General features: G+C 72.9%; 21 protein-coding genes and 1 pseudogene. 7 read left to right on the top strand and 15 right to left on the bottom strand.

Annotated features, from left to right (window positions below):
- Window positions 1–44: 44 nt before the first annotated feature.
- On the top strand, window positions 45–1,115 hold the full coding sequence (locus tag OG594_RS15940; protein WP_266599351.1) for a MerR family transcriptional regulator: 1,071 nt from the start codon (window positions 45–47) through the stop codon (window positions 1,113–1,115).
- On the opposite strand, the gene OG594_RS15935 is transcribed toward OG594_RS15940, so the two are convergent.
- The 4 genes from OG594_RS15935 to OG594_RS15920 all read right to left on the bottom strand — a co-directional run bounded on the left by OG594_RS15935 (window position 1,103) and on the right by OG594_RS15920 (window position 5,870).
- Window positions 1,103–2,041 carry an alpha/beta fold hydrolase gene (locus OG594_RS15935; RefSeq protein ID WP_266599349.1) on the bottom strand — a complete coding sequence of 313 codons (939 nt, stop codon included), beginning with the start codon at window positions 2,039–2,041 and terminating at the stop codon, window positions 1,103–1,105. The two genes, OG594_RS15940 and OG594_RS15935, sit on opposite strands and share 13 nt — an antisense overlap.
- A gap of 45 nt (window positions 2,042–2,086) precedes the next feature.
- Window positions 2,087–3,466 (bottom strand): deoxyribodipyrimidine photo-lyase, encoded by a 1,380-nt coding sequence (locus OG594_RS15930; protein ID WP_266599347.1) that lies wholly within the window; start codon window positions 3,464–3,466, stop codon window positions 2,087–2,089.
- Between the two features lie 76 nt (window positions 3,467–3,542).
- On the bottom strand, window positions 3,543–5,123 hold the full coding sequence (locus OG594_RS15925; RefSeq protein ID WP_266599345.1) for an SDR family oxidoreductase: 1,581 nt from the start codon (window positions 5,121–5,123) through the stop codon (window positions 3,543–3,545).
- Between the two features lie 108 nt (window positions 5,124–5,231).
- Window positions 5,232–5,870, bottom strand: coding sequence for a fasciclin domain-containing protein (locus OG594_RS15920; RefSeq protein WP_266599343.1), 639 nt, complete (start codon window positions 5,868–5,870; stop codon window positions 5,232–5,234).
- A gap of 223 nt (window positions 5,871–6,093) precedes the next feature.
- Between OG594_RS15920 and OG594_RS15915 the strand changes: the two genes are divergently transcribed.
- Window positions 6,094–6,678 (top strand): sigma-70 family RNA polymerase sigma factor, encoded by a 585-nt coding sequence (locus tag OG594_RS15915; protein WP_266599341.1) that lies wholly within the window; start codon window positions 6,094–6,096, stop codon window positions 6,676–6,678.
- Window positions 6,675–7,433 carry an anti-sigma factor gene (locus OG594_RS15910; RefSeq protein ID WP_266599339.1) on the top strand — a complete coding sequence of 253 codons (759 nt, stop codon included), beginning with the start codon at window positions 6,675–6,677 and terminating at the stop codon, window positions 7,431–7,433. Before OG594_RS15915 ends, OG594_RS15910 begins: the two co-directional genes overlap by 4 nt.
- A 12-nt stretch (window positions 7,434–7,445) precedes the next feature.
- Here the strand turns inward: OG594_RS15910 and OG594_RS15905 are convergent.
- The 4 genes and pseudogenes from OG594_RS15905 to OG594_RS15890 all read right to left on the bottom strand — a co-directional run.
- A pseudogene (locus tag OG594_RS15905) lies at window positions 7,446–7,820 on the bottom strand (helix-turn-helix domain-containing protein); the annotation flags it as partial.
- A 35-nt stretch (window positions 7,821–7,855) separates the two neighbouring features.
- Complete coding sequence (locus OG594_RS15900; protein ID WP_266599337.1) at window positions 7,856–8,773, bottom strand: aminoglycoside phosphotransferase family protein; 918 nt, start codon at window positions 8,771–8,773, stop codon at window positions 7,856–7,858.
- Window positions 8,774–8,966: 193 nt separating this feature from the next.
- Entirely contained in the window at window positions 8,967–13,976 is a 5,010-nt protein-coding gene (locus OG594_RS15895) for a pentapeptide repeat-containing protein (RefSeq protein ID WP_266602930.1), read from the bottom strand.
- Window positions 13,976–14,854 (bottom strand): TIR domain-containing protein, encoded by an 879-nt coding sequence (locus OG594_RS15890; RefSeq protein WP_266599335.1) that lies wholly within the window; start codon window positions 14,852–14,854, stop codon window positions 13,976–13,978. Before OG594_RS15890 ends, OG594_RS15895 begins: the two co-directional genes overlap by 1 nt.
- Before the next feature lie 156 nt (window positions 14,855–15,010).
- Here OG594_RS15890 and OG594_RS15885 point away from each other — a divergent pair, with 156 nt between their 5' ends.
- Window positions 15,011–16,201, top strand: a complete 1,191-nt coding sequence (locus OG594_RS15885) for an SLC13 family permease (RefSeq protein WP_266599333.1) — start codon at window positions 15,011–15,013, stop codon at window positions 16,199–16,201.
- Here OG594_RS15885 and OG594_RS15880 read toward each other — a convergent pair.
- The 7 genes from OG594_RS15880 to OG594_RS15850 form a co-directional block, all read right to left on the bottom strand.
- Window positions 16,198–17,025 carry an inositol monophosphatase gene (locus tag OG594_RS15880; RefSeq protein WP_266599331.1) on the bottom strand — a complete coding sequence of 276 codons (828 nt, stop codon included), beginning with the start codon at window positions 17,023–17,025 and terminating at the stop codon, window positions 16,198–16,200. The genes OG594_RS15885 and OG594_RS15880 overlap by 4 nt on opposite strands.
- Window positions 17,006–17,629, bottom strand: a complete 624-nt coding sequence (locus OG594_RS15875) for a hypothetical protein (protein ID WP_266602928.1) — start codon at window positions 17,627–17,629, stop codon at window positions 17,006–17,008. The genes OG594_RS15880 and OG594_RS15875 overlap by 20 nt, the downstream gene beginning before the upstream one ends.
- Before the next feature lie 19 nt (window positions 17,630–17,648).
- Complete coding sequence (locus OG594_RS15870; protein WP_266599329.1) at window positions 17,649–18,593, bottom strand: hypothetical protein; 945 nt, start codon at window positions 18,591–18,593, stop codon at window positions 17,649–17,651.
- Between the two features lie 69 nt (window positions 18,594–18,662).
- Window positions 18,663–19,493, bottom strand: a complete 831-nt coding sequence (locus OG594_RS15865) for a tyrosine-protein phosphatase (protein ID WP_266599327.1) — start codon at window positions 19,491–19,493, stop codon at window positions 18,663–18,665.
- Window positions 19,494–19,907: 414 nt separating this feature from the next.
- A complete protein-coding gene (locus tag OG594_RS15860; RefSeq protein ID WP_266599326.1) occupies window positions 19,908–21,293 on the bottom strand; it encodes a cell wall metabolism sensor histidine kinase WalK in 1,386 nt (461 codons plus the stop codon).
- Window positions 21,290–22,051 carry a response regulator transcription factor gene (locus OG594_RS15855; RefSeq protein ID WP_266599324.1) on the bottom strand — a complete coding sequence of 254 codons (762 nt, stop codon included), beginning with the start codon at window positions 22,049–22,051 and terminating at the stop codon, window positions 21,290–21,292. Before OG594_RS15855 ends, OG594_RS15860 begins: the two co-directional genes overlap by 4 nt.
- Before the next feature lie 204 nt (window positions 22,052–22,255).
- Entirely contained in the window at window positions 22,256–22,483 is a 228-nt protein-coding gene (locus OG594_RS15850; protein ID WP_266599322.1) for a hypothetical protein, read from the bottom strand.
- Window positions 22,484–23,163: 680 nt separating this feature from the next.
- On the opposite strand from OG594_RS15850, the gene OG594_RS15845 reads away from it, so the two are divergent.
- The 3 genes from OG594_RS15845 (at window position 23,164) to OG594_RS15835 (ending at window position 25,266) form a co-directional block, all read left to right on the top strand.
- Window positions 23,164–24,009, top strand: coding sequence for a hypothetical protein (locus tag OG594_RS15845; RefSeq protein ID WP_266599320.1), 846 nt, complete (start codon window positions 23,164–23,166; stop codon window positions 24,007–24,009).
- 322 nt (window positions 24,010–24,331) lie between these two features.
- Entirely contained in the window at window positions 24,332–24,901 is a 570-nt protein-coding gene (locus OG594_RS15840; protein WP_266599318.1) for a hypothetical protein, read from the top strand.
- 26 nt (window positions 24,902–24,927) lie between these two features.
- On the top strand, window positions 24,928–25,266 hold the full coding sequence (locus OG594_RS15835) for a hypothetical protein (protein WP_266599316.1): 339 nt from the start codon (window positions 24,928–24,930) through the stop codon (window positions 25,264–25,266).
- Window positions 25,267–25,550: the final 284 nt, after the last annotated feature.

The raw sequence follows: 25,550 nt of genomic DNA, 5'->3' as shown, positions 1-25,550 counted from the left end.
GCATCGATTCCACTCGCATCGGTTGTGCGTCGCATGATGGAGTCATGAACGAGCCCGCACCGCCCGGCGAGCCCGCGCCCGCCGGGCCCGCGCACGGCATCACCACCGGAGCCGTGGCACGCCGGCTGGGAGTCGCCCCTACGACGCTGCGCTCCTGGGACCGGCGGTACGGCATCGGGCCGGCCGCCCGCGAGGACGGCAAGCACCGGCGGTGGACCTCCGGGGACATCGCGGTCCTCCAGGAGATGTGTCGCCTGACCGCGTCGGGGGTGCCGCCCGCGGAGGCCGCGCGCGCCGCCCTGGCCGGGACGGTGCCCGCCGCTCCCGCCGCGCCCGCCGCACCCGCGCCCGCGGCGCCCGCGGCCGCCACCGCCGCACCGGCCCGTCAGCCGGGTTCGGGCAACGGCCTGCCGCTCGGCGACGTGCGCCAGGAGTGCCGGGGGCTGGGCCGGGCCGCGGTCCGCCTCGATTCACCGACCATGGACGAGATGCTCGGCTCCCTGATCGGCGAGTACGGCCTCGTCACGACCTGGGAGGAGGTGATGGTGCCGACCCTGCACGCCGTGGGGCGCAAGTGGGAGACCTCGGGCGACCAGTACGTCGAGGTCGAGCACCTGCTCTCCTGGCACGTCTCGACCGCGCTGCGCCGCGTGAGCATCGGGGCGCCGTCCGGACCCCGGGCGAGCACTCCCCCGATCCTGCTGGCGTGCGTACCGGGCGAGCAGCACACGCTCCCGCTGGAGGCGCTCGCCGCCGGTCTCGTCGAACTGGGACTGCCCGCCCGGATGTTCGGGGCGGCGGTGCCGCCCGAGGCGCTCGACCAGGCCGTGCGCCGGACGGGACCGGTCGCGGTCGTGCTGTGGGCCCAGGCGCGCTCCACGGCGCACCACGCCCTGGCCCGGCACGTCGCCGACACCACCTGGGGCGTCAAGGGCGCCCGGGCCCGGACCACGGTCCTCCTGGCGGGTCCCGGCTGGGCGGGGCCGGTGCCCGCCCCGGGCATGCTGCGCCCCGGCGGGCTGCGGGAGGCCCTGGGCCTGCTGCGCGCACTGTGCGAGGCGGCGGCGACCGCGGTGGGACGGGGAGGCGCAGGAACGGCCCCTCACCGCTCCTGACCGGCACGGGCCTGCTCGACCACGTCGCGGATCGCCCGCGCGACGAGCCGCGGCTGCTCGACGGCGATGCCGTGGCCGCTGTCGGTGTCGGTGACGTGCCGGGCCCGCAGGTCCTCGGCCAGGCGCCGCTGCGCGGCCAGCCAGGCCGGCCAGGTCGATCCGCCTCCGACCGAGAGGTCCCAGGGGTGATCGGAGGTGAGCACGACGGCGGGCAGCCCCTGCGGCAGGGCCGGCGCCCCGCGCAGCTCCCGCACGGCGGCGGGGTAGTCCGGTGTTTCGAGGCCGTTCCCGGTGTCCATGGCCCGGACCTTGTCCATCCACGCCGACCACTGGGCCGGTGTCAGGGTGTCCTCGAGGAACGGGGAGGCGCCGTCGACGGTCACCAGCCCGGCGGTCCGCGCCGGTTCGGTACGCGCGAACAGCGAGGCGATCATCGCTCCCCACGAGGCACCGACCAGGACGTACGGCGGGTGCTCACCGGCCGCGGCGAGCGCCGCCCGCAGGTCCCCGACGCCCGCCGCCGCCGTGGTGGGCTGGGTCACCGGCGTCGAACGGTTCGGCGTACCGTCCAGCCGGGTCGTGCCGGGACGGTCGTAGGCGCACACCCGCGTGGACCGGGCGACCTCCGGGAGCACCGCCGACGGATCGGGCTTCGGATCGGCCCCCGGACGCGCGGCGTCCGCGATGTGCGTCCACTCGTCGGACGCGCCCCTGGCACCGGACACGAGCACGACCGTGGGGGATCCGGATCCGCGGCAGTCCAGCAGCACGCGGCGGCCGCCGCCGATGTCCACCGGGCGGGCCCGGCCGTCCCCGTCGTCCCGGGCCGCCCCGGGCGCCGCCCCCGCGCACAGCGCGAGCGAGAAGGCGAGGGTGACAGCGGCGGCGGACACGTGACGGGCCCGGACCAGGCGTCTTCCGAACACCCGTCCAGTTTGGCACCCGGCGGTGGCCGCCGACAGCCGGTGGGGTCACGGGCCGTCCTTGCCGCGGGCCCGCCGGAAGCGGGCGAGCCCTTCCGGGAGCCCGACCAGGGGGTCCGGGTAGTCGTACCGGGCCCGTTCCGGGCCGGCCAGCCGCCAGGGCTCGTGGACCGAAGGGCCCGGCAGCCCGGCGAGTTCCGGGACCCAGCGCCGTACGTACGCGCCGTCGGGGTCGTACCGCTTGCCCTGGATCACCGGGTTGAGCACCCGGTTGGGGCGGCTGTCGGTACCGGTGCCGGCCACCCACTGCCAGTTGAGCTGGTTGTTGGCCACGTCGCCGTCGACCAGCAGGTCGAGGAAGTGGCGGGCTCCGGCGCGCCAGTCGATGTAGAGCGTCTTGGTCAGGAAGGACGCGGCGAGCAGCCGGCCCCGGCCCGGCATCCAGCCCTCGTGGGCGAGTTGCCGCATGGCCGCGTCCACCACGGGGTAGCCGGTGCGGCCCTCCTTCCAGGCGAGCAGGTCGGCCTCGGCCGCCTTGCCGCGCCGCCAGCGGTCGGCCCGGGTGCGGTAGTCCCGGGCGGCGGCGCCGGGGCGGGCGGCGAGGAGCTGGTACTGGAAGTCGCGCCAGCAGAGCTGCCGAACGAAGGCCCCGGCGCCCGCCCCGCCCCGGGACCGCGCCCGGTACACGGCCTCGGCGGCCGAGACCGCGCCGAAGTGGATGTACGGGGAGAGCCGGGAGGTGGCGTCACCGGGCAGGTCGTCGTGGCCTTCCTCGTACCCGTCGGCGTACTCCCCCAGCCAGTCCGCGAGCCGTTGTCTGCCCTCCGGCTCGCCCCCGGTGGCCAGGCCCGCCGAGACGGCGGCGACCGCGGCGCGGGACGGGAGCGCCTCGGAGCGGATCGCTCCGGGCACCCGGACCTCGCGCGGCGGCGCGAGCGGCTCGCGCAGCCGCTCGCCCGACCAGCGCCTGAAGTACGGGGTGAAGACGGCGAAGTGATCGGATCCGCTCGGCGTCACGGCGCCGGCGGGCAGGGCGGTGACCACGCCGTCGTGGACGTACAGGCGCCGCCCGTCGGCCTCCAGGGCGCTGCGCAGCCGCTGCTCGCGGCGCAGGGCGAAGGCGCTGCACCCGGCCGCCATGTGCACCTCGTCGGCGTCGGCCTGCCGTACGACGGCGCACACCTCGGCGACGGGGTCCCCCGAGCGCACCACGAGCCGGCCGCCGCGCTCGCGCAGCCCGGAGTCGAGTCCGGCCAGGCAGTCCGCGAGGAAGGCGAGCCGGTTGGGCGCCGCGAAGCCGGCGCGGTCGACCGCCGGGTCCCGGACGAAGAGCGGAACGGTCTCGTTCCCGGGGCCCAGCGCGGCGCGCAGCGGCGGATGGTCGTGGACGCGGAGGTCCGAGGTGAACAGGACGACCGAGACGTTCATGGTGCTGCTCCTGGCATCGGGCCACCGGGCGGACCCTGGAGGTGCCGCGCGGTGGTCGCTGGGCTGGCCTTGCCCGTCATTCGGTGCGGGCGGCCGCGGCGGATGCAGCGGATGCGGGGGGCGCGGCGGATCCCGGGGACGCGGCCGGGCCGCGGTCGTCACCCGCCTCCGCCGTGCGCGCGATGTTGCGGGCCATGCCCCCGAAGACCACGGCGTGGAACGGCGAGACGCTCCACCAGTACAGGTGACCGGCCAGGCCGCGCGGGTGGAAGAGCGCCCGCTGCCGGTACCGGGTGCGGCCGTCCCCGTCCTGCTCGGCGTACATCTCCAGCCAGGCGAGGCCGGGCAGCCGCATCTCCGCGCGGAGCCTGAGCAGCCGGCCGCGTTCGATCTCCTCGACCCGCCAGAAGTCCAGCGAGTCGCCGACCCGCAGGTGTGCGGCGTCCCGGCGGCCGCGGCGCAGTCCGACGCCCCCGACGAGCCGGTCGAACCGGCCGCGGACGGCCCAGGCGAGCGGGAAGGAGTACCAGCCGTTCTCCCCGCCGACCCCCTCCACGACCCGCCACAGGGCCTGCGGCGAGGCTTCGACGGTGCGTTCGCGCACGTCGGTGTAGAGACTGCCGCCGGCCCAGTCGGGGTCGGTGGGCAGCGGGTCGCTCGGCGCGCCGGGCACGGAGGCGGAGGACCAGCGGGTGAGGACCTGGGCGTCGCGGACCTTCTGGAGGGCGTAGGTGAGGGCCGTGTCGAAGTCGAGGGGGGTGCCGGGCGGGTCGGGCACCCACTTGGCGATGTCGTGCTCGTCGCAGACGACCTCGTACTTGAGGGACTCCGCGAGGGGACGGGCGATGGCGCGGGGCACCGGGGTGACCAGGCCGACCCAGTGGCTGGAGAGCCGCGGGGTGAGGACCGGTACGGGCAGGATGAGCCGTTGGGGCAGCCCGTCGACCCGGGCGTAGCGGCGCATCATGTCCAGGTAGGTGAGGACGTCGGGGCCGCCGATGTCGAAGGCGCGGCTGACCTCGGCGGGCATGCGGGCGCTGCCGACCAGGTAGCGCAGTACGTCGCGGACGCCGATGGGCTGGATCCGGGTGCGCACCCAGCTGGGGGTGACCATCACGGGCAGTCGCTCGGTCAGGTAGCGGAGCATCTCGAAGGAGGCCGAGCCGGAGCCGATGATGACGGCGGCACGGAGCACCGTGGTGGGGACCCCGGAGTCCAGGAGGATGCGCCCGACCTCGGCGCGGGAGCGCAGGTGGGGCGAGAGGTCCCGGTCGGGAACCCCGCTCGGGGTGAGTCCGCCCAGGTAGACGATGCGGCGGACGCCGGCGGCGCGGGCCTGCTCGGCGAAGTTCCGTGCGGCCAGTCGGTCGGTGTGCTCGAAGCCGCGCCCCGTGCCGAGGGCGTGCACGAGGTAGTAGGCGACGTCCACGTCCTGGAGGGCGGGCAGGAGCGACGCGGCGTCGGTGACGTCGCCGCGGACGATCTCCGCCTGCCCCGCCCAGGGGTGGTCGCGCAGCTTCTCCGGGGTGCGGGCGAGGCAGCGCACCCGGTGGCCCGCGGTGATGAGCTCGGGGACGAGCCGGCCGCCGATGTAGCCGGTGGCTCCGGTGACCAGGCACCGTGTGCCCGGGGCCGAGGGTCCTTGTGCGTCCGTCATGGAGTTGCTCCGATCGGGTGTCGCGGGTACTCCCCCGGAGCTCTTCCGGGGGCAGGGTCCGGCTGGATGCACGGACCGCCGCCCACGCGCCGATCGTCCGGAGCGCGCCTACTTCGGCATGAGGACCGTGTCGACGACGTAGACGGTGGCATTGGCCGTGGGGACGTTGCCGCAGACCACCTTGGAGGAATCGTTCACCTGGTAGGCGGTGCCCGAGCCCTTGGTGGTGATCATGCCCTTCTGGAGCGTCTGGAAGGAGCCGCTCCCCAGTTGCTGCGGGGTGAGCTTCTCGCCGACCACGTGATACGTGAGGATCTTGGTCAGGGTCTCCTTGTCGGCCAGGACCTTGTCGAGGTCCGCCTTCGGGATCTTCGCGAACGCGTCGTTGGTCGGCGCGAACACCGTGATGTTCTGGGCGTTGTTCAAGGTGTCCACCAGGCCGGCCTTCTTCACGGCCGCGACCAGGGTCGACAGCGCCGGGTTGTTCGAGGCGGCGGTGGCGACCGGGTCCTGCGCCATGCCCTCGAAGGAGCCCGCGCCGCTCGTGGGCACCGAGGCGCACGCCGGACCGAACGGACCGCCCGCGCCGGTGTCGATCTCGCCGATCGGCTGGGGTGAGGAGACCGCGTCGGGCGCGGCGGCACCCTGATTGCTCGTACTCTCCTCCGAACAGGCGGACAGTGCCAGCGGAAGCAGCACTGCGGCGGTCACAGCGAGGGCGGTACGGCGAAAGGTGCGCATGCTCATGGTCTCTCCTGCGTCTACGGGACTCACCCACCGGTGAATCACGCCGTCCATTCGGCTCCGGCCCCCATCCGGATGGCCCCGTCACCCGAACGAGTGGCGACCCGCACAAGCTGCCGAACAACGCTTCGGGGGCTGCCGAAGGAAATGTCCGCCCGCGACCGATCCCCCTGCCCCTCGGCTCCGAATGAGCTGTGCAACCGAGTACTCCTGGAGGACCTCCCCGGTGAGAGAGAACGTGCGCATAGGCCGGCACCCGTCGGCCGCCCCTGACCTGCCGGAACTGATGGGCCGGGTGGCCCGCGGTGATCAGCAGGCGTTCACGGCCGTCTTCGAGGCGGTGTCGGGCCCCGTACTGGGCCTCGTGCGGACCGTGCTGCGGGATCCGGCCCAGTCCGAGGAGGTCGCCCAGGAAGTCCTGGTCGAGCTCTGGCGGACCGCCGCCCGCTACCAGCCCGCGCGGGGCTCGGTGATGAACTGGGTGCTGACCCTGGCCCACCGCCGGGCCGTCGACCGGGTGCGTTCCGCGCAGGCGTCCACCAACCGCGAGAAGCGGGCGGCGCTGCTGGACCACACCACGGCCTACGACGAGGTGGTGGAGCAGGTGGAGAGCCGGTTGGAGCGCGAGCAGGTACGGCGCTGTCTGCACGGACTCAGCGAACTCCAGCGCCAGTCGGTCACCCTGGCCTACTACCGCGGCCTGACCCACCGGGAGGTCGCGGAGTTGCTGTCCCTACCGTTGGGTACCGTGAAGACACGGTTGCGCGACGGGCTCATCCGGCTCCGTGACTGTCTGGGGGTGGGCGTGTGAACGCCGCGGATCCGCACACGTTGACGGGCGCGTACGCGCTCGACGCACTGGAACCGGAGGAGCGGGCCGCCGTCGAGCGGCACCTCGCCGACTGCGTGTCCTGCACGCAGGAGGTCCGGGAGTTCTCCGAGACCGTCACGCGCCTCGGGCTCGCCGTGGCGGCGCCGCCGAGCGCCGCGCTGCGGGACGAGGTGATGCGTCGGATCGCGACGGTGCGCCAGGAACCGCCCTCGACGGTCAGGGCCGCGCGCGGCGGCCACGTACGGCCCCGCTGGCGGCCGGTGCCGAGCTGGGCACTGGCGGCCTGCATCGCGGGGGCCGTGGCGCTCGGCGGTGTCGCGGTGGCGCAGTACGAACAGGCCGAGGACGCCCGGCAGCAGGCGCAGCAGGCCCGTCTCACGAACGATGCCGTCGGCTCGGTCCTCGCCTCCGCCGACGCCCGGGTGACCACGGCGCCGCTGCGGGGCGGAGCGGTGGGCACGGTGGTCGTCTCGGCCGCCCGCAACCAGGCGGTCTTCGCGGCCTCCGGCCTGCCGGCGCCGCCCAGCGGGAAGGTGTACCAGCTCTGGTACGACGACGGCGGCGGGAAGATGCGTTCGGCGGGGCTGATGGACGACGGTGCCCCGGCGACGGCCACCCTGCTCGACGGCCCGGTCAACACGGCGTCGGGGATGGGCGTCACCGTCGAACCGGCAGGCGGCTCGCCGCAGCCGACCTCGGCTCCGGTGGCCCTGTTGGCCTTCCCGACGGCCTGAGCCGGGCGCCGGTCAGAGGGCCGGGGCGGCCCGGAACCGGTTGCGGTATTCCGTCGGCGTCGTGTCGAGCGTGCGGCGGAAGGCACGGACGAGGGTGTCGGTCGTGTGGAAGCCGCAGACGGTCGCGACGCGCTCGAGGGTCTCGTCCGTGGACTCCAGCCGGTTCCGGGCCGATTCGACGCGGGCCGATTCGACGTAGGCGGCTGGGGTCGTCCCCAGTTCCGTCGTGAAGATCCGGGTGAGCTGCCGTTCGCCGACGTGCGCCTGTTCGGCGAGGTCGGCGACGGTGAGCTGCCCGGCGAGGTTCCGCGTGATGTAGGGGCGGAGCTCCTCGATGCGCCGGGTGGTCGACACCGGTTCGAGCGGGACGCTGAACTGGCTCTGTCCGCCGCCTCCCTCGGGTGAGGCGGCGGACGGTCCGTTCAACCCGCCGTCGCCACGAGGCGGCGCAGTGCGGCGTGGGCGGGCGGGCCCCAGGTGGGCTTGCCGCCCGGTCGGCCACGGACGCCGGCCTCGCCGATGAGGACGCCGCCGAGGGCCCGCTGTGCGGCCCAGCCGCGGGCGCGGCGCAGGGTCGCGTCGTCCGCGGTCGGCCGGTAGGCGGCGTGGAAGCGGTCGGCGGCGCCGTCCGGCAGCAGGATCCAGGGGGCGGCGAGGTCGCTGGCCGGATCGCCCGCGCAGAGGTCACCGAAGTCGATCACGCCGCAGAAGGTGCCGTCGGCCGTGAGGACGTTGGCCGGATGGAGGTCGCCGTGGAGCCACACCGCCGGGCCCGTCCAGACGGGCGCGGCGACCGCGTCCTCCCAGACCGCGCGGACGGCGTCCGGGTCCGGGATCAGCCCCTGCTCGGTGGCCGAGGCCAGCCCCTCGACGAACCCGTCGGCGATGGCCGCCAGCGGCCCCCCGCGGCCGTAGTTGCCGACGGGTGCCCCCTCGGGAGCGGGTCGGTGGAGGGCCGTCAGGAAGGCGGCCAGCCCTTCGGCCGCGTCCGTGGCGTTCGTGGCGGGGGCCCGGTCGGCGGGCTCGCCGGGGACCCAGGTGGTGACGATCCAGGGGCGCGGGAACCTCTCGGAGGGTTCGCCGATGCGCTGCGGGACGGGAACGGGCAGGGGGAGGGTCGGAGCGAGGGCGGGCAGCCAGGCGTGCTCCTTGCGCAGCAGCACGTCCGCGGACGGAGTCGCCCAGGGCAGCCGGACCGCCAGGTCGTCCCCGAGCCGCCACAGCTGGTTGTCCCAACCACGGGCCCCGAACCGTACGGGGCGGTCCGCCAGGTCGGGGTGCTGATCGCGTAACAGGTCCCGGACCAGCTCCGCGGTGACCTCTGTTTCGGTGTGCGTCATGCGGACCAACCCTAGGCCGTCCCTTTCGGATCTCGTCGGATGAGCCCGTGCCGTCCGGTGCCACGGGGTCTGCCCGGGCCCGCAGGGCCGAGGCGTGACGCCAGGGCCCGCGGGTCCGGCGGGATCGGCAAGACGCCCTCTGGGCCGTCTCGTGCGGATCCGGCCGGGACCGCCTCCGCGAAACCTCGGGGCGTCAGAGTTCCTCGCCGAGCGGCAGTCGGTGGATGCCCGGCAGGTACTCGTCGAGCTCCCCCGGGGTGAACCGGAACATGCCCACGACGTGCCAGAACTCGCCGGCCACGTCGCCCTCGTACTTGTACCCGCCGGCCGGTGTCAGCGCCGCCCAGCCGTCCGCCATGCCCATCAGCGTCGCCCGCAGGGACGGCGGTTCCCCGTCCGCCGGGACGTTCCACAGCCGTACGGTGCCGTCCTCGGCGCCGCTCGCCAGGGTCGTGCCGTCCGGGGAGAAGGCGAGCGAGAGCACCCGGCCGGTGTGACCGACGAGGTCGGTGAGGTGCTCGCCCGTCGCGGCGTCCCACAGGCCGACGGCCCGGTCGTCGCCGCCGGTGGCCAGCAGCGGGCGGCTCGGGTGGGCGGCCACCGCCCACAGCCTGCCGCCGCGTCCGCGCAGGCGCAGATCCGCCCGCCCCTCCCGCCAGACGACGGCCGTCCCGTCCCAGCTCGCGCTGGCGAGCCAGGTGCTCCCCGGGCCGTACGCGACGCCGTACACCCGGTCGGCATGCCCGCCGAGCTGCTCCACGAGGGCTCCGCTCCGGGCGTCCCACACCCGTACGAAACTGTCGTCACATCCGGTGGCCAGTACATCGGCGTCCGAGCGGAAGGCGATCGAGCGGACCCGGCCCCGGTGCTCGGTCAGCGTCGACACGGGGGAACCGGTGGAGCGGAACCAGACGCGTACGGAATCGTCGTCGTTGGCGGTGGCGAGCAGGGTCCCGTCGGCGTTGAACGCCTCCGCCCAGACGTGCTCGGTCTCTGCGTCGAGCTCCCTCAGGTATTCGCCGCCCACCGGGTCCCAGAGGTACATGTCGCCGTCGTTGCTGGCCGTGGCGAGGAGGGATTCGAGGGGGCTGAAGGCCGCCGAGACCAACCGGTCGCCGCGCCCGGTGAGCTCTTCCGTACGCCGACCCGTGCGCGTCTCCCACAGCCGTACGACCCCGTCGTTCCCGGCCGTGGCCAGCTGCGTGCCGTCCGCGCTGAAGGCGACTCCGCTGATCCGGCGGCCGTGGCCGCGCAGGATGCGCTTGCCCTGGCCGGTGGCCGCGTCCCAGATCTGCGCGCCGCCGTCGTTGCCGACGGTGAGCAATTGGCTGTCGCCGGGCCGGAAGGCGCACGCCCAGGCCGTGCCGCGGTGCTCGGTCGGCTGCTGGGGGTGGAGGGCGATCGTGTACCCGTGGGGGCGTCCGGTGACCGTCCACAGCCGGACCGCACCGTTGCTGTCGCAGGACGCGAGGAGCTTCCCGTCGTCGCCGAAGAGCACCTGGTAGACGGCTCCGGTGCCCCGTTCGAGGATTCCGGCGGGGGTGCCGACCACCGGGTCCCAGAGCCGCACCTGACCGTCGGTGTCGCCGCTGGCGAGGAGGTTGCCCTCGGGGTGGAAGTCGAGGACGTAGACCCGGCCGGTGTGTCCGGTGAACTCGTGCAGCAGCCGCGCGTCGGCCGTACGCCAGATCCGCACGGTGCCGCCCCGCCCGGGCGCACCCCGGTCGGCGGTGGCGAAGAGGGTCCCGTCGGGGCTGAACCGGGCGCGGTAGACGGCCCCCTGGTGGCCGTCGATCTCCCGGACGCAGTGCCCGGTGGTCAGGTCCCAGAGCCGTACCTTCGCGCCCGCGTCCCCGGTGAGCAGCTGACCGTCCGGTCCGTGGACCGCGGTGTAGACGGGCGCGGTGTGGCCCGGCAACCGGTGCACGGGTTGGCCGGTGGCCGTGTCCCAGACCGTGACCAGGCCCTCGCGGTCGCCGGTGGCGAGCACCGTGCCGTCCGCGTCGAAGGAGACCGGCCACACGCCGTCGGGGTGGACCTGCAAGTGGTGCCGGCACGCCCCGGTCACCGGGTCCCAGAGGCGCACCGCGCCGTCGGAGCCACCGGTGGCGATGACGTCCGGCCGGAACTTCACCGCGTACACGCGCCCTTCGTGCCCCTGGAGGGTGCGCACGGCGCGGCCGTCGTCGGCGCCGCAGACCAGGATGGAGCCGTCCTCGCTGCCCACCGCGAGGAGTTCGCCGTCGCTGCTGTACGCGATGGGTTCGGGGAGGCGGCTGGTGCGCATGCCGAAGCCGTACGGGACCCCGACGGCGGAGGGCCGGAACCCGGCGTCCACGGGCATCCCCGGGGCGATCGCGGCGGTCCCGAGCTCGGGGGCCGACCGCACGCCGTCGTCCATCGTCACGTCGATGAGCGCGGCCCGGTGCCAGCGGCTGCCGGTCAGCAGGGCGCCCCGCAGATCGGTCCGGGTCAGCCGGGCCCGGCTGAGGTTCGCGCCGGTCAGGTCGGCCCGGCTCAGGTCGGCCCGGTCCAGGCGTGCACCGATCAGCCGGGTGCCCCGCAGCAGCGCGCCGGAGAGGTTGGCGCCGATCAGCCGGGCGTCCGTCAGGTCGGCGTCGGAGAGGTCGACCCCGGAGAAGTCGCGGTGCGAGAGGTCCTCACCGGCCAGCCGGGCACCGCGCAGGTCGGCGTTGGCCGGCACCCGCAGCCGGTCGGAGATCCGGACGGCGTTGGCGCGGGCGGCGTCGCTGACCGCTCGCCCCGGGGCGTCGAGCACGTCGCGCACCCAGCGGGCGCACTGCTCGTGGTCGGCGAGGTCGCAGAAGAACTCGACGGCGAGCTGGCTGAGCGGGCGCGCGAGGAGCAGGGTGTGCTGGCCGCGGGCGAGCTGGCGGGCGGCCTCGCGCGCCACCAGCCATTCGATGACGGAGCCGTGGATGAACTGGAAGACCCCGTCGTCGCTGCGGACCAGCAGGCTGCCCGCGCCGACCGCCTGGGCGCGCTCGGAGGGGGTGAGCGGGGACTCGGTGAGTTCGTTGAGGGTGCCGGCCACGGTCTCGGTGAGCTCGTCGAGCCGCAGGGCGCTGCGACCGCTCTCCCACAGCCGCCAGGCCAGCGCGGTCACCGCGGCCCACAGTTGGTCGATGGTGAGCCCGGGCGGCGCGCCGGGCCCGCCCTGGCCGCGCCGTTCCTCGTGTTCGAGCCAGGAGGTGAACACGTCTTCGTACAGCCGGGCGGCGCTGAGCGCCCGGCCCGCTCCGGCGACCGCGCGCAGCTGGTCCTGGCTCAGATCGGCGACGAAGGAGAGCAGCCGGGGATTGCGGCAGAGCATCAAGAGGTCGGGGATGTTGCGCAGGAGCTGGTAGCGGCGGTCGGCGGCGCGCTCGTCGCCGTAGCTGCGTACGAGGTAGGAGCGGATCTGGGCGGGGGTGAAGCCCTCGACGGCCAGGATCCTGCGCTGCGGGAGCAGGCCGACGCGCTCGCCGAGCGCGGTGAGGACCTGGGCGTGCGACTTGAAGTGCTGGGTGCGGCTGCTGACGACGATCTTGGCGTGGTCGACGGCCGCGTCGAGGAGGACCTGGAGGTGGTCGGCGGCCCGGTCGTAGCTGACCCGGTTGACCAGTTCGTCGAAGCCGTCGAAGAGCAGGACGACGCGGCCCTGGGCGAGCATGTAGCGCAGGGCCCGCAGGTCGATGGTGTCGACGTCGTGGCCGGCCAGGTGTGCGGCGACCAGGCCTTCGAGGCTGTGCGCCCGGTCGAGGGAGTTGAGCGGGATCAGCAGCGGGGTCAGGTGCGGGAGCTGTTCGGAGATGCGCCGGGCGAGCTCGCGCAGCGCGAAGGTCTTGCCGTGTCCGAAGTCGCCGAGGAGCAGGACGAACCGGCCGTGGTCGGACTCCAGCAGCTCCAGCAGTTCCTCGACGAGTCCGTCCCGTTCGTGGACGGCACCGTCCTGGCCGTCGGGGCGGTCGGCGTCGCGGTAGCGCTGGGGGAGGTAGAGGCCGGGGGCGTACTGCTCGCTGCTGCTCAGCCGGGCCGTCTGGGCGGCGACGTAGCCCCGCAGGTCGAGCAGGCCCTGGAACTCGATGAAGCTGCGGACCCGGACCCGGACGCCGTGGGCGGCGGCCCGGCGGCGCAGTCCGCCGGCCGGGGCGTCGCCCGCGTACACCAGGACGGCCTCGGAGCCGGTGTCGGTCGCGTGCACCTGGGCGATGAAGCGGTCGAGTTCCTCCTCGGTGGGGCTCCCGGGGTGGACGGCTATGCGCTGCTGCTGGACGACGCCGTCCTCCTGCTCCCGCCAGGTGGCCATGATCTGCACCATGTCGCCCGGTTCGCGGCGCGGGACGTCGCGCAGCCGTACGCCCTCCCGGCGCACCCGGCAGATCTCCTTCACCCGTTCGGCGAGCGAGGCGGCCGGGTCGTCCAGGGGGGCCCGGCCGCCGGCCCGCTCGACGTTGATGACGGCGGGCAGTTCCGGCACGGGGAAGACCCGGCGGGTCTGCCGCCACGCGGCGGGGAAGGTCTCGGACGCGGCGGTGATCCGGTCGTCCCAGCGGGTCACGCCCTCGGCGCCGACCTGGAGCAGCTGGAACCTGGCGGGGGCCGCGGAGCCGAACAGGGGCAGCTCCCAGGCGCCCCCGGACGCCGGGGAAGGCCCTGAAACCCCCGGAGCCCCGGCGAGCTGGGTGCGGCTGGGGGCCGAGGTGGTGGTGCGCGGGCCGCCGGTCGGCCCGTGCAGCAGCAGGTGGAGCCGCGGGGCGGCCAGCCGGGCGAAGGTGTCGGCGTCCCGCAGCCCGCCGGGGCCGCCGACCGCGTCGCCAGGGCGGCGGCCGTCGGTGAGCGGGTGGCGGAGCGCGCCGATGCGCAGCCAGCCCTCCTCCTCGTACCGGCGCATCGCCTCGGCGAACCAGGCGGCCTGGTCGCGGCCGATGAAGCCGTACTGCTCCTCGGCGCGGTGGCTGTAGGCCATGGAGGAGTTGAATCCGGCCACGACCGTGCTCAGTTCGGGCACCGGGAAGAGGGTCCAGGGCTGGTCGCTGTCGAAGACCGTGTCCAGGCCCTGGTAGAGGCCGCGGAACAACCGGGTGTAGTGGCGCCATTTGGGCCAGTACGGAGGCTGCGGCGCCACCTCGTCGGCCTCGCAGGTGTGGAAGTAGGCCTGGGAGGCGGCCTGGTTCACGTCCTGTGCGCCCGGTACCACCATCACCCGCTGGGGGACAGGTCGAGCTGGGAGCGCAGGGCGGTGAGGAAGCTGAGGGCCTGGTCGCATTCGCGCGGGCTGCCGGACGCGGTGAGGTCACCGGTGACCACCATCAGATCGGGGGCGGGTGCCCCCGCGTCCCTGAGCATGATGAGGTCGCCGCGGATCTGCCGGCTGAGCGCGTCGGGTTCGCGGCCGCGCCCGAAGTCGGGCCCGGCCAGGTGCAGGACGGTCACGGTGTCCCGGGCGCCGTGGCCGGCCGCGGCGGCCTGCGGGTAGAGCGGCGCCCTGGCCGGCCGCCGGCGTCCCGACCAGCCGGGGCCGGCGAGCGCGCTCGGCTGCGGCTGACCCGGATTGGGCTGCTCCGGGTGGCGCAGGGGTCCCGGTCCGCTCCCCCTCCCGGTCCCCGGGAAACCGGGACGGCGGCCCGGTCGGGCGTGGCCGTCGACGGCCTGCCCGACCCGGTTCAGCAGCAGGGAGCGGGCCGCGTCGATGTCCGCCACGCCGACGAGGTCGACGTAGGTGATCGTGGCGAGGAGTCCCTCGATCGGGATCTCGTCCACCCGGACGGTCAGCAGCCTCCGTTCGGGCGACTCGGGCGAGGCCCGGAGCGCGGCCTGCCATTCCATGCGACCGTAGGTGGAACGCTCGTAGTGGCGGGACAGTACGGCGATGACCGCCAGGGACTCGCTGACCCCCCGGTCCATGAAGTCTATGAAGTTGGTTCCCGGTACGAAGTCCCAGGCCTGCACCACCGTGCGGTAGCCGGCTTCCTCCAGGGTCCAGGCGATCCATGCGGCCCATTGTTCGTCTGCCGGGGAGTAACTGATGAAGAAGTCGAACTCTCTTGCGGGAGCGCCGAATTGCCCGTCCGTCATCATGACTCCATCGTAGGGCCGCACCCCCGGCGGCGGGTTTGTCCCGGCAAGGACGGGTCGGTCCCCCGCGGGACGCCGGACACCCCGCCCGGGCGGGCGTGTCCGATTCCTTCCGCCCCGTCTGATGCCGGGGCGTGTGTATGTGCGAACCTGTTCGCCGTGTCCCTCCTCAGGCGTCTGCATCCACTGGACTGGCTGGCCGGCGGCCTACTCGTACTCGGTGCACTGTGCGTCGCCACGGGCCTGCTGCCCACCGCACCCGCCACGGACGTACTGGAGCGCATCGGTCCGCTGGTGGTGTTCCTGGCCACCGTCATCGTCCTCGCCGAACTGACCGGCAAGGCGGAGGTCTTCGACGTCGTCGCCACCTGGGTGGCCCGGGCGGGGCGCGGCAGGTACCCCCTCCTGTTCTGCCTCTGCGTGCTCTTCGCGTCCGTCACCACCATCACCCTCAACCTGGACACGACGGCGGTCCTGCTGACCCCGGTGATGCTGGCGCTGGCGACCCGGGTCGGCATCGCGCCCGTACCGCTGGCGATGACCACGGTGTGGCTCGCGAACACGGCCAGCCTGCTGCTTCCCGTGTCGAACCTGACGAACCTGCTGGCCGCGGACCGCATCGCACTGACCCCGTCGGAGATGGCCGCCACCATGTGGGCGCCGCAGTTGGCCGCCATCGTGGTCACGATGGCCTGCCTGTGGGGCTTCTACTGGCGCCCGGGACGCCGCGCCGAGACCCGCTACACCCCTCCGCCCCTGCCGCGCCCCGCGGATCCGGTCCTGTTCCGGGTGAGCGCGGTGGCGTGCGCCGGATTCCTGCTGGCGATCCTGCTCGCCGACGTGCCGCTGTGGTCGGCGTCCATGGCGGCCGCGCTGATCGTGGTCGTGGCCTTCTGGGTGCGGGGCCGGGCGGCGCTGCGCCTCTCCCTGATCCCCTGGCGGCTCCTCGTCCTGGTCCCGGGGATGTTCCTGGTCGTGGAGACGGTCAACGCCCACGGGCTGCACGAGGTCCTCGCGGCGGCGATGGGCTCCGACAACGGCGTCGGCGGCATGCTGCGGTCGGCGGCGGTCGGCGCGGGCTTCTCGAACGTGCTGAACAACCTCCCGGCCTATCTGGCGGGCGAGGCGGCGATCCCGGTGGCCAACCACGAGCAGCTGCTCGCCCAGCTGATCGGAGTCAACGTGGGGCCGGTCATCACGCCGTGGGCCTCGCTGGCCACCCTCCTGTGGTTCGAGCGCTGCCGCTGGCACGGCACCCGGATCGCCCTGGGCCGCTTCTTCGGTACGGGCGTCGTGCTGGCGGTGGCGGGCACACTGGCGGCGACCCTGGCGCTGGCGGCCATCACCTAGCCGGGCGGGACGGTACCCACCTCTCCCAGCAGGTACGCGAGGGTCTCGCCGCGCGCCGCCACGAAGCTGCGGCCGGTGTCGGCCCCGGCGAAGCCGGGTCTGAAGGTCGCCCCGGACAGCGTGCGCAGCTCCACGCCCGCCTCGGCCGCGAGCAGCGCCCCGGTGGGCAGGTCGACGCCCTCGGCGCGGTAGCCGACGAACGCGTCGATGGTGCCGCGCGCCAGCAGGCTCCAGCCGAGCAGCGGCGCCCACAGCTGTAGGACGCGCCGGCAGCGCAGCTCCAGCACCGCGCGCAGGGCCACCGCCGTCGCGTCGCCCCGTTCCACGGCGTACCCCTGGGTCCAGGCGACCACGGGGCCGGGGCGCGGCAGGGTGGGGTCGGGGCCGGGCAGCGCGCCGGACGGCCCGTGGGCCCCGTACCCCCTGACCGCGTGCCAGGTCTCCCCGGTGACCGGCTCGTGCACCACGCCCATCACCGGGGTGCCGCCCAGGCACAGTCCGATCCCGACGGCGTAGGTGGGCAGCCCGATCACGACGTTGTTGCTGCCGTCCAACGGGTCGACCAGCCAGGTCCGTTCGCCCGCCGCATCGAGGAGCCCGGCTTCTTCGGAGAGGATCCGGTCGTGCGGGAAGTGCCGCTGTATCCGGCTGAGCACGAGCTTCTCGGCGGCGAGGTCGAGGTCCACCTGCACGTCCCCGGACCCGCCCTTCGTCCGTACGCACCGCGCCGTGCCGAAACGCCTGCGCAGCAGGCCGCCCGCCTCCTCCGCCGCGGAGACCGCGACCTGCCTCTCGTGGTCGAAATCAGGCCCGCTGCTCGGCATCGATCCTCCTGAGGGCGGTGTGGACGCTGCGCACGGTCTGCGCGGTGTCGCACAGCCGGCGGGTCGTGCGGCGCGGTCGGCCGTCGAGCGGGCCGAGCGAGAGGTCGAGCTGCCCGGGGATCGACGTGCCGTGCACCAAGGTGGCCGCGGGTTCCACGCCCTCCAGTGCGGTGGCGTGGAACTCGCCGGCCGCCAGGGTGTACGTCTCCCCGCCCGCGCTGATGTGGGCGGGGCCGGGCTCGCTCCGTACGAGGTGGGAGGTCGGCCGGATCTCGTCCACGCCGTCGCTCCCGCTGAACACCTCGAAGATCCGGTGGGTGGCGCCCTCCTCGCCGTCCCGGACCGCGCTCGTCCGTACGGGGAGGTTCGCCACCCGCCCGTACAGCACGCGGCTGCGCAGTTCCCAACTGTGGGCGTGCATCGGTGACGCCTCCGGATCGGCACGGTTGCCGATCTCGAAGAGGTGCACGCAGACTCCGCGCGGACCCTCTCTCACCAGTGGCAGGCAGAGGAAACCGAGCGGATGACGGACGGCATGTAACTCCCGTGTTCCGGAGGCGATTTCCTCCAGGGTGACGAGAGTGCTTTCGAGCTCGCGGTCCATGGGCACGCGCCGGAGCGCATCACCTCCTGTAGGGGTCCTCCGCGTGCAGGGCCTTTTCGATGATCTTGCCGATGTCGCTGTCGGTGAAGATGCGCGGCAAGGGCAGCTGCAGGTCGTCGAAGAGCGTCCGCACCTCGTCGACGGTGGGCTCCTGGCCGAGCGGGGAGGCGACGCGCAGATCGAGCACGGTCGCCTGCTCTCGGCTCTGGTGCAGCTCGGTCACGTAGTAGTCGTAGAGCGGCTGCCCCCGCTCCACCAGCAGGTTCACCCGGGACTGGTCGTCCTGGGTGATGACGAGGCAGGTCTCGGACAGGTCGAAGCGCAGGGTCGGCACGGCGGCCGACAGGTGCACGCTGATCTCCAGTGTGGTCAGCTGCCGCTGGTACCAACAGGCGGCGAGGACGGTCGCGTACGACTCGCGGCGGACCCGGTCGGTGGTCCACACGTCGTCGCCGCGCCGCTGCCCGCCGAACATCTGCCGGAACCGGGCGTAGGCGGCGCAGGCCCGCTCGTCGGCCGGATTGACGATGTCGATCTTCACGTTGAGCTGCGAGCGCTGTTCCTTCGCGGCGGCCACGCACAGGGGCAGCGTGACCGCCCGCAGGTAGGTGCCCGTACCGCCCTTGAAGTACCAGAGGTTGGTGTGTTGGCGGGCCTTGCGCAGTGCCTCGCCGACCTCGTTGCCGGAGAGCGAGCGCACCATCGCGAGGTCTTCCAGCGCCTGCCGGGTCCCGCTCATCGCCTCCTGGATGCTCGCGGGCCGGCGCACCCGCTCCACGATCGACCCGGTCGCGAGGAGGCCGAGCACGACGAGGGTGGCGCCGGAGGAGACGTCGTCACTGATGACGTCTCCGAAGATGTCGAGGAGTCCGACCGCCATCGCGATGCCCAGGGCGACCACGACGTCGGCGTTCCGCAGCACCCAGGCAACGAAGCGTTCCAGCCGCCCTACGTGCGCCGCCATGAACGCACCCCCCTCCCCCACCCGTGTTCCGATGGTAGGAGACGCGCCGGTGGCGCCACCAGAGGGACTTCACGTCGCGCGGTGGCCCTCAGCCCCGTCGCCGTCGCCGCCGTCGCCGCCGCTGTCACCGTCGCCGCCGCCGTCGCCGTCCCTGTCAGCGTCGCCGGCGCCGGCGCCGGTCAGCAGGCGGGAGCGCAACCGCTGCGCCGTCCGCTCCGACAGGCCGACCCGGTCCGTGAGGTAGCCGTGCACGGATCCGTACCGGGCTTCCAGGTCCGCGAGCACCAACTCCATGATCACGGCGGGGGCGCGGCCGTAGCTGGGCCACTTCATGACCCGGCCCGGATGGGCGGCACGCCAGTCGGCGGCGAGGCGTTCGGTGGCCAGCTCGGTGAGCGCGAAGTCGGCGAGGACGTCGGCCCGGTCCACCCCGAGCAGGGTCAGCAGGAAAACTCCGATGAGCCCGGTCCGGTCCTTGCCCGAGGTGCAGTGGAAGACCAGGGGGGCGGGGGCCTGCGCCAGCTCCTCCAGGACCTGCCGTATCTCCTCGGCCCCGTCCTCGGTGACCTCGGCGAACCGGTCCGCGAGGTACCGCCAGGGGTCGATGTCCGGGTCGATCTCGGCCTGGTCGTAGGGCCGGTGCTCGATGCTCAGGTTGACGTAGCGAAACCGCTCCGCCTCGGGCACCCGCCCCTTGGTCTCGATCTCCCACGGATACCGCAGGTCGATCACGGTCCCGATCCCGAGCTCCAGGAACCGCTCCCAGTCGCCGTCCGCCAGCTTGCCGAGCGAGTCGGCCCGGTACACGGTCCCCCACCGCACGGTGCGGCCGTCGGCGGACCGATAGCCGCCCAGGTCCCGGAAGTTGTGCAGACGCTCGAACTCGACGTGTCGCTCCATTGGATGCCTCCCCCGTCTTCGGACTCCTTACCGGTCACCTTGCCGCAGGTCGGCCGCCCGACGGGGGGACCGCGGGAGACTGGGCCGAAGATCACAACCGCCGGACGGGGCCTGGCCCTCGGCGGCGGGGACGGGGTACCACCGACGTCCCCGTCTCGATGCCGGCCATGCCGGCCATGCCGTCCGGGACGCCGCCCCGGTGTGGGGCCGAAGGAGCCGTCGATGCGAGTCGGGGCATCGGCGGAGTTGACGAACGCCGTGCGGACCAGCGCCCACTGGAGCGCCCGGCCGTGAACCTCGCCCGTGGAGCCCCTGGGGAGGTTCACGGCCGGGACGGGCCAGCCGTTGGACGCCCAGCGCGTACCGACCCGGTTCGTGCGCGCCTCCGGGTACCCCCGTCCCCACCGGGGCCGTTCAGAACGTCAGCCGGAACAGCGCGCCACCGCCCGGGGCGGCCTCCGCCGTCAGCTCGGCGGAGTGCGCCCGCGCGATCTGCCGGGCCATGGCGAGGCCGAGCCCCGACCCCGGCAGGGCGCGGGCCGCGCCGGCCCGGTAGAAACGGTCGAAGACGTGCGGCAGGTCTTCCGGCGAGATCCCCGGGCCGTGGTCACGGATCGTCAGCGCCGGTCCGCGGCCCGGGAGGCCGGCCACCAGCTCCACCTCGACGGGCAGCCCGTTCCCGCTGAACTTGGCCGCGTTGTCGAGCAGGTTCCCCAGCAGTCGACTGAGTCGCGCGGGGACCCCCGGCACCACGACGGGCTCGGCCGGCACGCGTACGTGGAAGGGCACGGCCGGCCAGTGCGTGCGCGCCGCCTGCGCGCAGTGCTCCACCAGCGCACCCAGCCGGACCTGTTCCACGAGCGGCTGCGGCTCTTCGTCGCGTGCGAGCTCGATCAGGTCGTTGACGAGCCCCGTCACCTCCCGCAGCTGCCGCCCCAGTGCGGCCGAGGCACGGTCGCGCTGGTCGGGGGTGAGCCGATCGGCCCGGGCCAGCAGTTCGGCGTTGGTCCGCAGTGCCGTCAGCGGGGTGCGCAGTTCGTGGGAGGCGTCCGCGACCAGTTGGCGCTGGGCGGCGACCGACTGTTCGAGCTCCCCCAGCATGGTGTTGAAGCTCGTGGCCAGCCGGGTGATCTCGTCCTCCCGTCCCGGTGGCGGCAGATCGATCCGGTGCCGAGCGTCGCGGGTGGCGGCGATCCGCTCGGCCGTCGCGGTGAGCCGGGCGACCGGGGCGAGGCCCGTCCGCGAGACCCAGGACCCCAGCAGCGCGGCCAGCAGCACGCCGATCACCGCCGTCAGCACCAGCCACTGGGCTGCCTCCTCGATGCCGTCCTCGACGGTGTCGGCCCGTAGGGCCACCTGGAGGGCGCGCCCCTTGGCGTAGTCGGTGGTGAGCATCCGGGCGGGATATCCGGCCACCGTGATGTTGGTGTAGTAGGGGGCCTTCCGGCCCGCCGCGACCTCCCGCGCGGCCGGGTCCACGGGCAGCAGTCCCGGGGTCGCGGGGTCCTCGGTCGGGTCGGCGGCCACCACCTCCGCGCAGGCGGGGGCCGCCAGGAACCTGCATTCCCCGGCCAGGGTGCTGGGCGCGGCCCCCGGGTTGCGCTGGGCGGCCAGCCGCGCGGACTGGGTGAGGCTGAGGTCGAGCTGCTCGTAGAGTGCGGACCGGACCACCAAGAACGCCGCCACGCACACCCCGACGGCCACGAGGGCCACGGCGGCGGTGACCGACAGCGCCAGCCGGGTGCGCAGGGGGCCGCGCCTGCGCCAGACGCGGCCCAGCCGCCGGCGGCCGCCGCTCACGCCGCGTCCAGCCGGTAGCCGACCCCGTGGACGGTGTGCACCAACCGGGGCTCGCCCGCGGCCTCCAGCTTCCGGCGCAGGTAGCCGACGTAGACGGCGAGGGAGTTGGAGTCCGGCCCGAAGTCCCGCCCCCACACCAGTTCGAGGATCAGCTCGCGCGGGAGCACCTGGCCGGGGTGGCGCAGGAGCAGCTCGAGCAGGGCCGCTTCGGTACGGCTGAACTCCAGCGGACGGCTGCCCCGGCGCCCGGTCCGGGTCGCGGGGTCGAGTACGAGGTCGGCGAAGCCGAGCGGGGCGGCGGTGCCGGTGGGTCCGGGCGCGGCCCGTCGCAGGAGCGCGCGGACCCGGGCGACCAGCTCGTCCAGGGCGAAGGGTTTGACGAGGTAGTCGTCGGCGCCCGCTTCCAGTCCGTCGACGCGCTCGCTGACGGAGTCGAGCGCGGTCAGGACGAGGACGGGGGTGCGGTCGCCCAGCGCCCGCAGCTGTCGGCACACGGCGAGGCCGTCGAGTACGGGCATCATCACGTCGAGGACGACCGCGTCGGGCTCCCAGGCCGCGACCTGCGAGAGGGCCGCGAGCCCGTCCGGGGCGCCCCGCACCTCGTACCCCTCGACCGCGAGGCCGTCCTCGACGGCTGCCCGCACCTCGGGCTCGTCGTCGACGACGAGGATCCGCTGCCCGCCCGCGCCGCCGGTACTACGCGTACTGCCGGCGCTGCCTGTGTTGCCTGTGTTGCCCGTGCTGTCCGTGGAGCTCATGGCGCAAAGCCTGCCAAAGGCTTCTGAGAGAACCTCTTAGAACGCTCTTAGGGTCGAGGTATGAGGGTGCTCGGGAACCGGCGCCGCGGACCCCTCGCACCGCAAGGGCTCCGGCTCCCCACTGTCCGTGCCGGTCCAGGCAGATCCGGCTCGCGCTGCCTCCGGTGGCTCCCCGATTGGCTCCCCGAGTACCGCCGCTGGCCCTCAGCCGTCGGGGCGCTTCCACACTTCGGGGCCGCCACCCTCCCAGGTGATCGGCCCGTCCTCGCTCAGGTCCACGTCCTCCAGGCCGGCGCGACGCAGGAACTCGGCAACGTCCGTCGGGGTGTGCGCACGCCCGAGGTCCACGTCCACTCCGAGCGCATGAACGGTGACCTTCCGGCCGCCCTTCGGGGACACCGGATGCACGATGATCTCCGTCTGATCCGACATGCCCCCCAGCCTGCCGTGCCAGCGCCAGTCCAGCACGCCGAGCGCGCTGTCCGGCCGACGGTGCGTGCAGGAATCCGCACCGAGACGCGGCCGGTACGGGCGACCGTGGCCCCTGGTGGAGCAGGCGATCCACACACGGCTCCGGAGGCCCCGTGCGTCTCATGGCCTTCAGCAGGCCAGGGGGCGTAGAACTGCCCGAGCAGGTCCGGACGGTCCACGAATGGGCCGCGCGTCCCGCTGCCCTGTTCCGCGGTCTGCGACAGCCGCTATGCAAGCTCGCCCGTACTCCTTCCGCCCTGAGCTCCCACAGCTGGCTGCCTTGCGGCCCATCCATGTTGAGCGCCCTTCCACGGCCCGAGGACGGCCCGGGAGGGCGCTCCGTCGTGTCGGTCTACTGATCGCTCGTTCCGCTGGCCGACGAGATGGCTCCTACGGCCACTTCGAGTTGCCGCATTACGCTCCCACGGCCGGGTAGCTTTAGTTACCATACCGGGGTGGCAGAATCGGCGGAGCACCAATTCCTATCTGCGTGCACGGCAGAAATCCTAGAGAGATTGTCGCGCACTACCCTGTACGCATACGTAGAGGCTGAACGTCGAAAATTCGACTTCGCTTGCGAACTCCGACGCGACTGGTCACGGCCGCTCGTAGGGCAAACCCTCTGGAATCACACGGCTGGGGTGGATAAAGATGTCCGCACCATGCTACTCGACGCGGAAGCCGACATCTGCACGTACGTCGCCAGGGACACAATCAAGGCTCGGCGACTCCTCTCGGAAGCCATAAAGGACTTCAAGTCAGGCCGCGATCTCGCTCGATCGCACCGGCTACGCGTTTTTTGGATTCCCGAAGGCTTCGATGCCGATGATGAGAGTCAGCGCAATTTCGTGGCCGAGCTACTTGAAGAGCAGGTCAGTAGAGACATCCTCATGAACGTCGTCTTCGGCAATCTAACTGCCGAAGACGTGAGGTTCTTTGGGCGCACCAGCGGTCTAGCGGGCTTGCACCTTGCTCTCTTGTTTGTCATCTCAACAGCCTCTGAAGAGTTCTCCAGCACTCGCGACTTGGCCGAAGAACTTCAGGTCTCGCAGGGAGCGGTGAGGGAACGCCTGATTAGGCTCGCGGGGTGCGGCCTGTTAAGGCAATTCGGAGGTGGCGCAACCAGGGCGGGTGCCACTTTGAAGGGGCGAGTCTTTTTGGATTTCTGCGGTGTACTTCGCCGGGAAATCAGTTCGGGGAGCCTGTCGGCCGAATTGCTCCACTTGATGCGGCTGCTAGACATGCGTTACGCGCCGTCTGCTTTGAAATTTGCTCGAGATAGTCTTCATCTCGCGGGGCCAGCCTTGACCGAGGTGCCCGAAATGGTTACTGGTCGCCTGGTGAGCACTATCGAGGCGGCAGAAGAGCGATGGGGTGTTGATTTGCAGGACATACCTCACGTGATTCACGAAGGTAGGGACTGGGGCTTGGCGGGGGACGAACTCGCTCGGAGATTTCGCGAGGAAAGTCGGCGCTACGACCCGTGAGGTCGGCGGACCGGCTTTGGGCTGGAGTTGCTTTGGGGCGACTGATCATGGCCCCGCGCCGTGCGCGGCGGGTGCCTTGATGCAGCAGGGAACTCTCACCACTGCGAACCGCGACGGCTTTCAATAACGTTCCTCGGCGTTCAAACCGTGAGGGCTTCCCCCCAACACGCTTTCCAACTGTCCGAACGGCCGTACGAGGGCGTTCGTAGGGGCTCACGGTGCCGTGCGCGTACGGCGGGTGAAGGCTGCGTGGTTCTGGGCTCGTTGAAGCGCGCCCCGCGCGATGATGAGCAGGCTCGATGCGAACCGAGGGAGCAGGAACATGTATGACTGCGTGGGATGCGAGCGGCCCCGGCAGGGGCTGTTGTTCGGCTCCGGAATGGGAGAAGCGAAGTTGTTGTGCCGGCGCTGCCAGAGCGCTGACCAGAAGGAACTGGTCAGCTCCCTGGATGACCGCGCCCGGGGCGTACTCAACCGAGATGCCGACGGCGTGCGCTGGCCGTACGGCCCGAACATCTACGTCCAGATGCGGGCGGACCTGCTGGACTGGGCGGAGCAGCACGACCTCAAGAGCGGCAACACCGGCTGCTCGTCCAAGCTCCACTGGCTCGACAAGGGCCGCTGCGCCAAGAGGGAGTGCCGCGGTAGGCCGGGGTTCTACGACCACACGACCACGTGGCTTTCCCGGACCACCGGAAGGCCCGCTTTGGTCTTCAACCAGCCGTACGGACAGGTAGACCCGGCCAAGGTTCGGGAGTCCATCAGCGAGTACCCGTCCCTCACAGCCGAGGTCGGGCCGGAGAGTTGGTACGGCGCGGGCACAACCGGTGTCTACATCTGGAACAACGGCAACCGCTCCCAGGCTGCAGAGGGTGGCGGCACCCTTTCTTGACTCCCGCGGTACCCACCCATCGCGCGTTGACGAGGACGAGCTTCCGGACTCCTGACACCTCCCGCGACGCGGCGACGTCGCTGATCACGGAGTGCGCTGTCGTCAACTCACCCGCACCACGCAAGTGGAGCAGCTGGGCCACAGCAGCCGCTGCCGGCCGCACCCTGCTCCACCACATCGGACTGGCGCACCAGGGACGCAGCGAAAAACTCCACGGCATCGACGACAGCCGCATCCCCGTCGTCTGCGTCAACGCCCCGCCCGAGCCCGGCTCCCCCGCCGACTGGTCCGCGACCCTGGCCGTCTTCATCGGCTGGAACCTGTACCGCAGTGACACCGAGCAGCGGCCCGTCCAGCGGATGTAGAGACTTCACCGGACCTGCGGTCCACGTGATGCGCCACGCTCGCACAGAGCTCTGTCTGGTCGACGGATCGACCGGCTGCGGCTAGAGGACCTGCAGCCGACGTTCGACTTCTTCGACTACCTCGCCGACGAACTCGGGCTGACCGTCTTCTGGAGCGGCATCGGCTCCAGCGACATCCTCCGCGAAGCCCGCGCTGCGCGTTTCCCCGCCCTGCGCCGCCCCACCGAGTCCACCGTTCCCATCCGGTCGTGCGCGCTGCCCCTCCCCGACGAGGTGCGCGCCAC

Source organism: Streptomyces sp. NBC_01214, assembly GCF_026340975.1.
Lineage (GTDB): Bacteria > Actinomycetota > Actinomycetes > Streptomycetales > Streptomycetaceae > Streptomyces.
The sequence above is the reverse complement of the archived record's forward strand: the minus strand, read 5'-3'. Positions and strand labels throughout refer to the sequence as shown.

Excerpts from the sequence above, each read along its gene's own strand:
- OG594_RS15940 (WP_266599351.1), top strand. The coding sequence starts at position 45 with ATGAACGAGCCCGCACCGCCCGGCGAGCCCGCGCCCGCCGGGCCCGCG.
- OG594_RS15930 (WP_266599347.1), bottom strand. The coding sequence starts at position 3,466 with ATGAACGTCTCGGTCGTCCTGTTCACCTCGGACCTCCGCGTCCACGAC.
- OG594_RS15925 (WP_266599345.1), bottom strand. The coding sequence starts at position 5,123 with ATGACGGACGCACAAGGACCCTCGGCCCCGGGCACACGGTGCCTGGTC.
- OG594_RS15920 (WP_266599343.1), bottom strand. The coding sequence starts at position 5,870 with ATGAGCATGCGCACCTTTCGCCGTACCGCCCTCGCTGTGACCGCCGCA.
- OG594_RS15900 (WP_266599337.1), bottom strand. The coding sequence starts at position 8,773 with ATGACGCACACCGAAACAGAGGTCACCGCGGAGCTGGTCCGGGACCTG.
- OG594_RS15895 (WP_266602930.1), bottom strand. The coding sequence starts at position 13,976 with ATGGTGGTACCGGGCGCACAGGACGTGAACCAGGCCGCCTCCCAGGCC.
- OG594_RS15890 (WP_266599335.1), bottom strand. The coding sequence starts at position 14,854 with ATGATGACGGACGGGCAATTCGGCGCTCCCGCAAGAGAGTTCGACTTC.
- OG594_RS15880 (WP_266599331.1), bottom strand. The coding sequence starts at position 17,025 with ATGCCGAGCAGCGGGCCTGATTTCGACCACGAGAGGCAGGTCGCGGTC.
- OG594_RS15875 (WP_266602928.1), bottom strand. The coding sequence starts at position 17,629 with ATGGACCGCGAGCTCGAAAGCACTCTCGTCACCCTGGAGGAAATCGCC.
- OG594_RS15870 (WP_266599329.1), bottom strand. The coding sequence starts at position 18,593 with ATGGCGGCGCACGTAGGGCGGCTGGAACGCTTCGTTGCCTGGGTGCTG.
- OG594_RS15865 (WP_266599327.1), bottom strand. The coding sequence starts at position 19,493 with ATGGAGCGACACGTCGAGTTCGAGCGTCTGCACAACTTCCGGGACCTG.
- OG594_RS15855 (WP_266599324.1), bottom strand. The coding sequence starts at position 22,051 with ATGAGCTCCACGGACAGCACGGGCAACACAGGCAACACAGGCAGCGCC.
- OG594_RS15850 (WP_266599322.1), bottom strand. The coding sequence starts at position 22,483 with ATGTCGGATCAGACGGAGATCATCGTGCATCCGGTGTCCCCGAAGGGC.
- OG594_RS15840 (WP_266599318.1), top strand. The coding sequence starts at position 24,332 with ATGTATGACTGCGTGGGATGCGAGCGGCCCCGGCAGGGGCTGTTGTTC.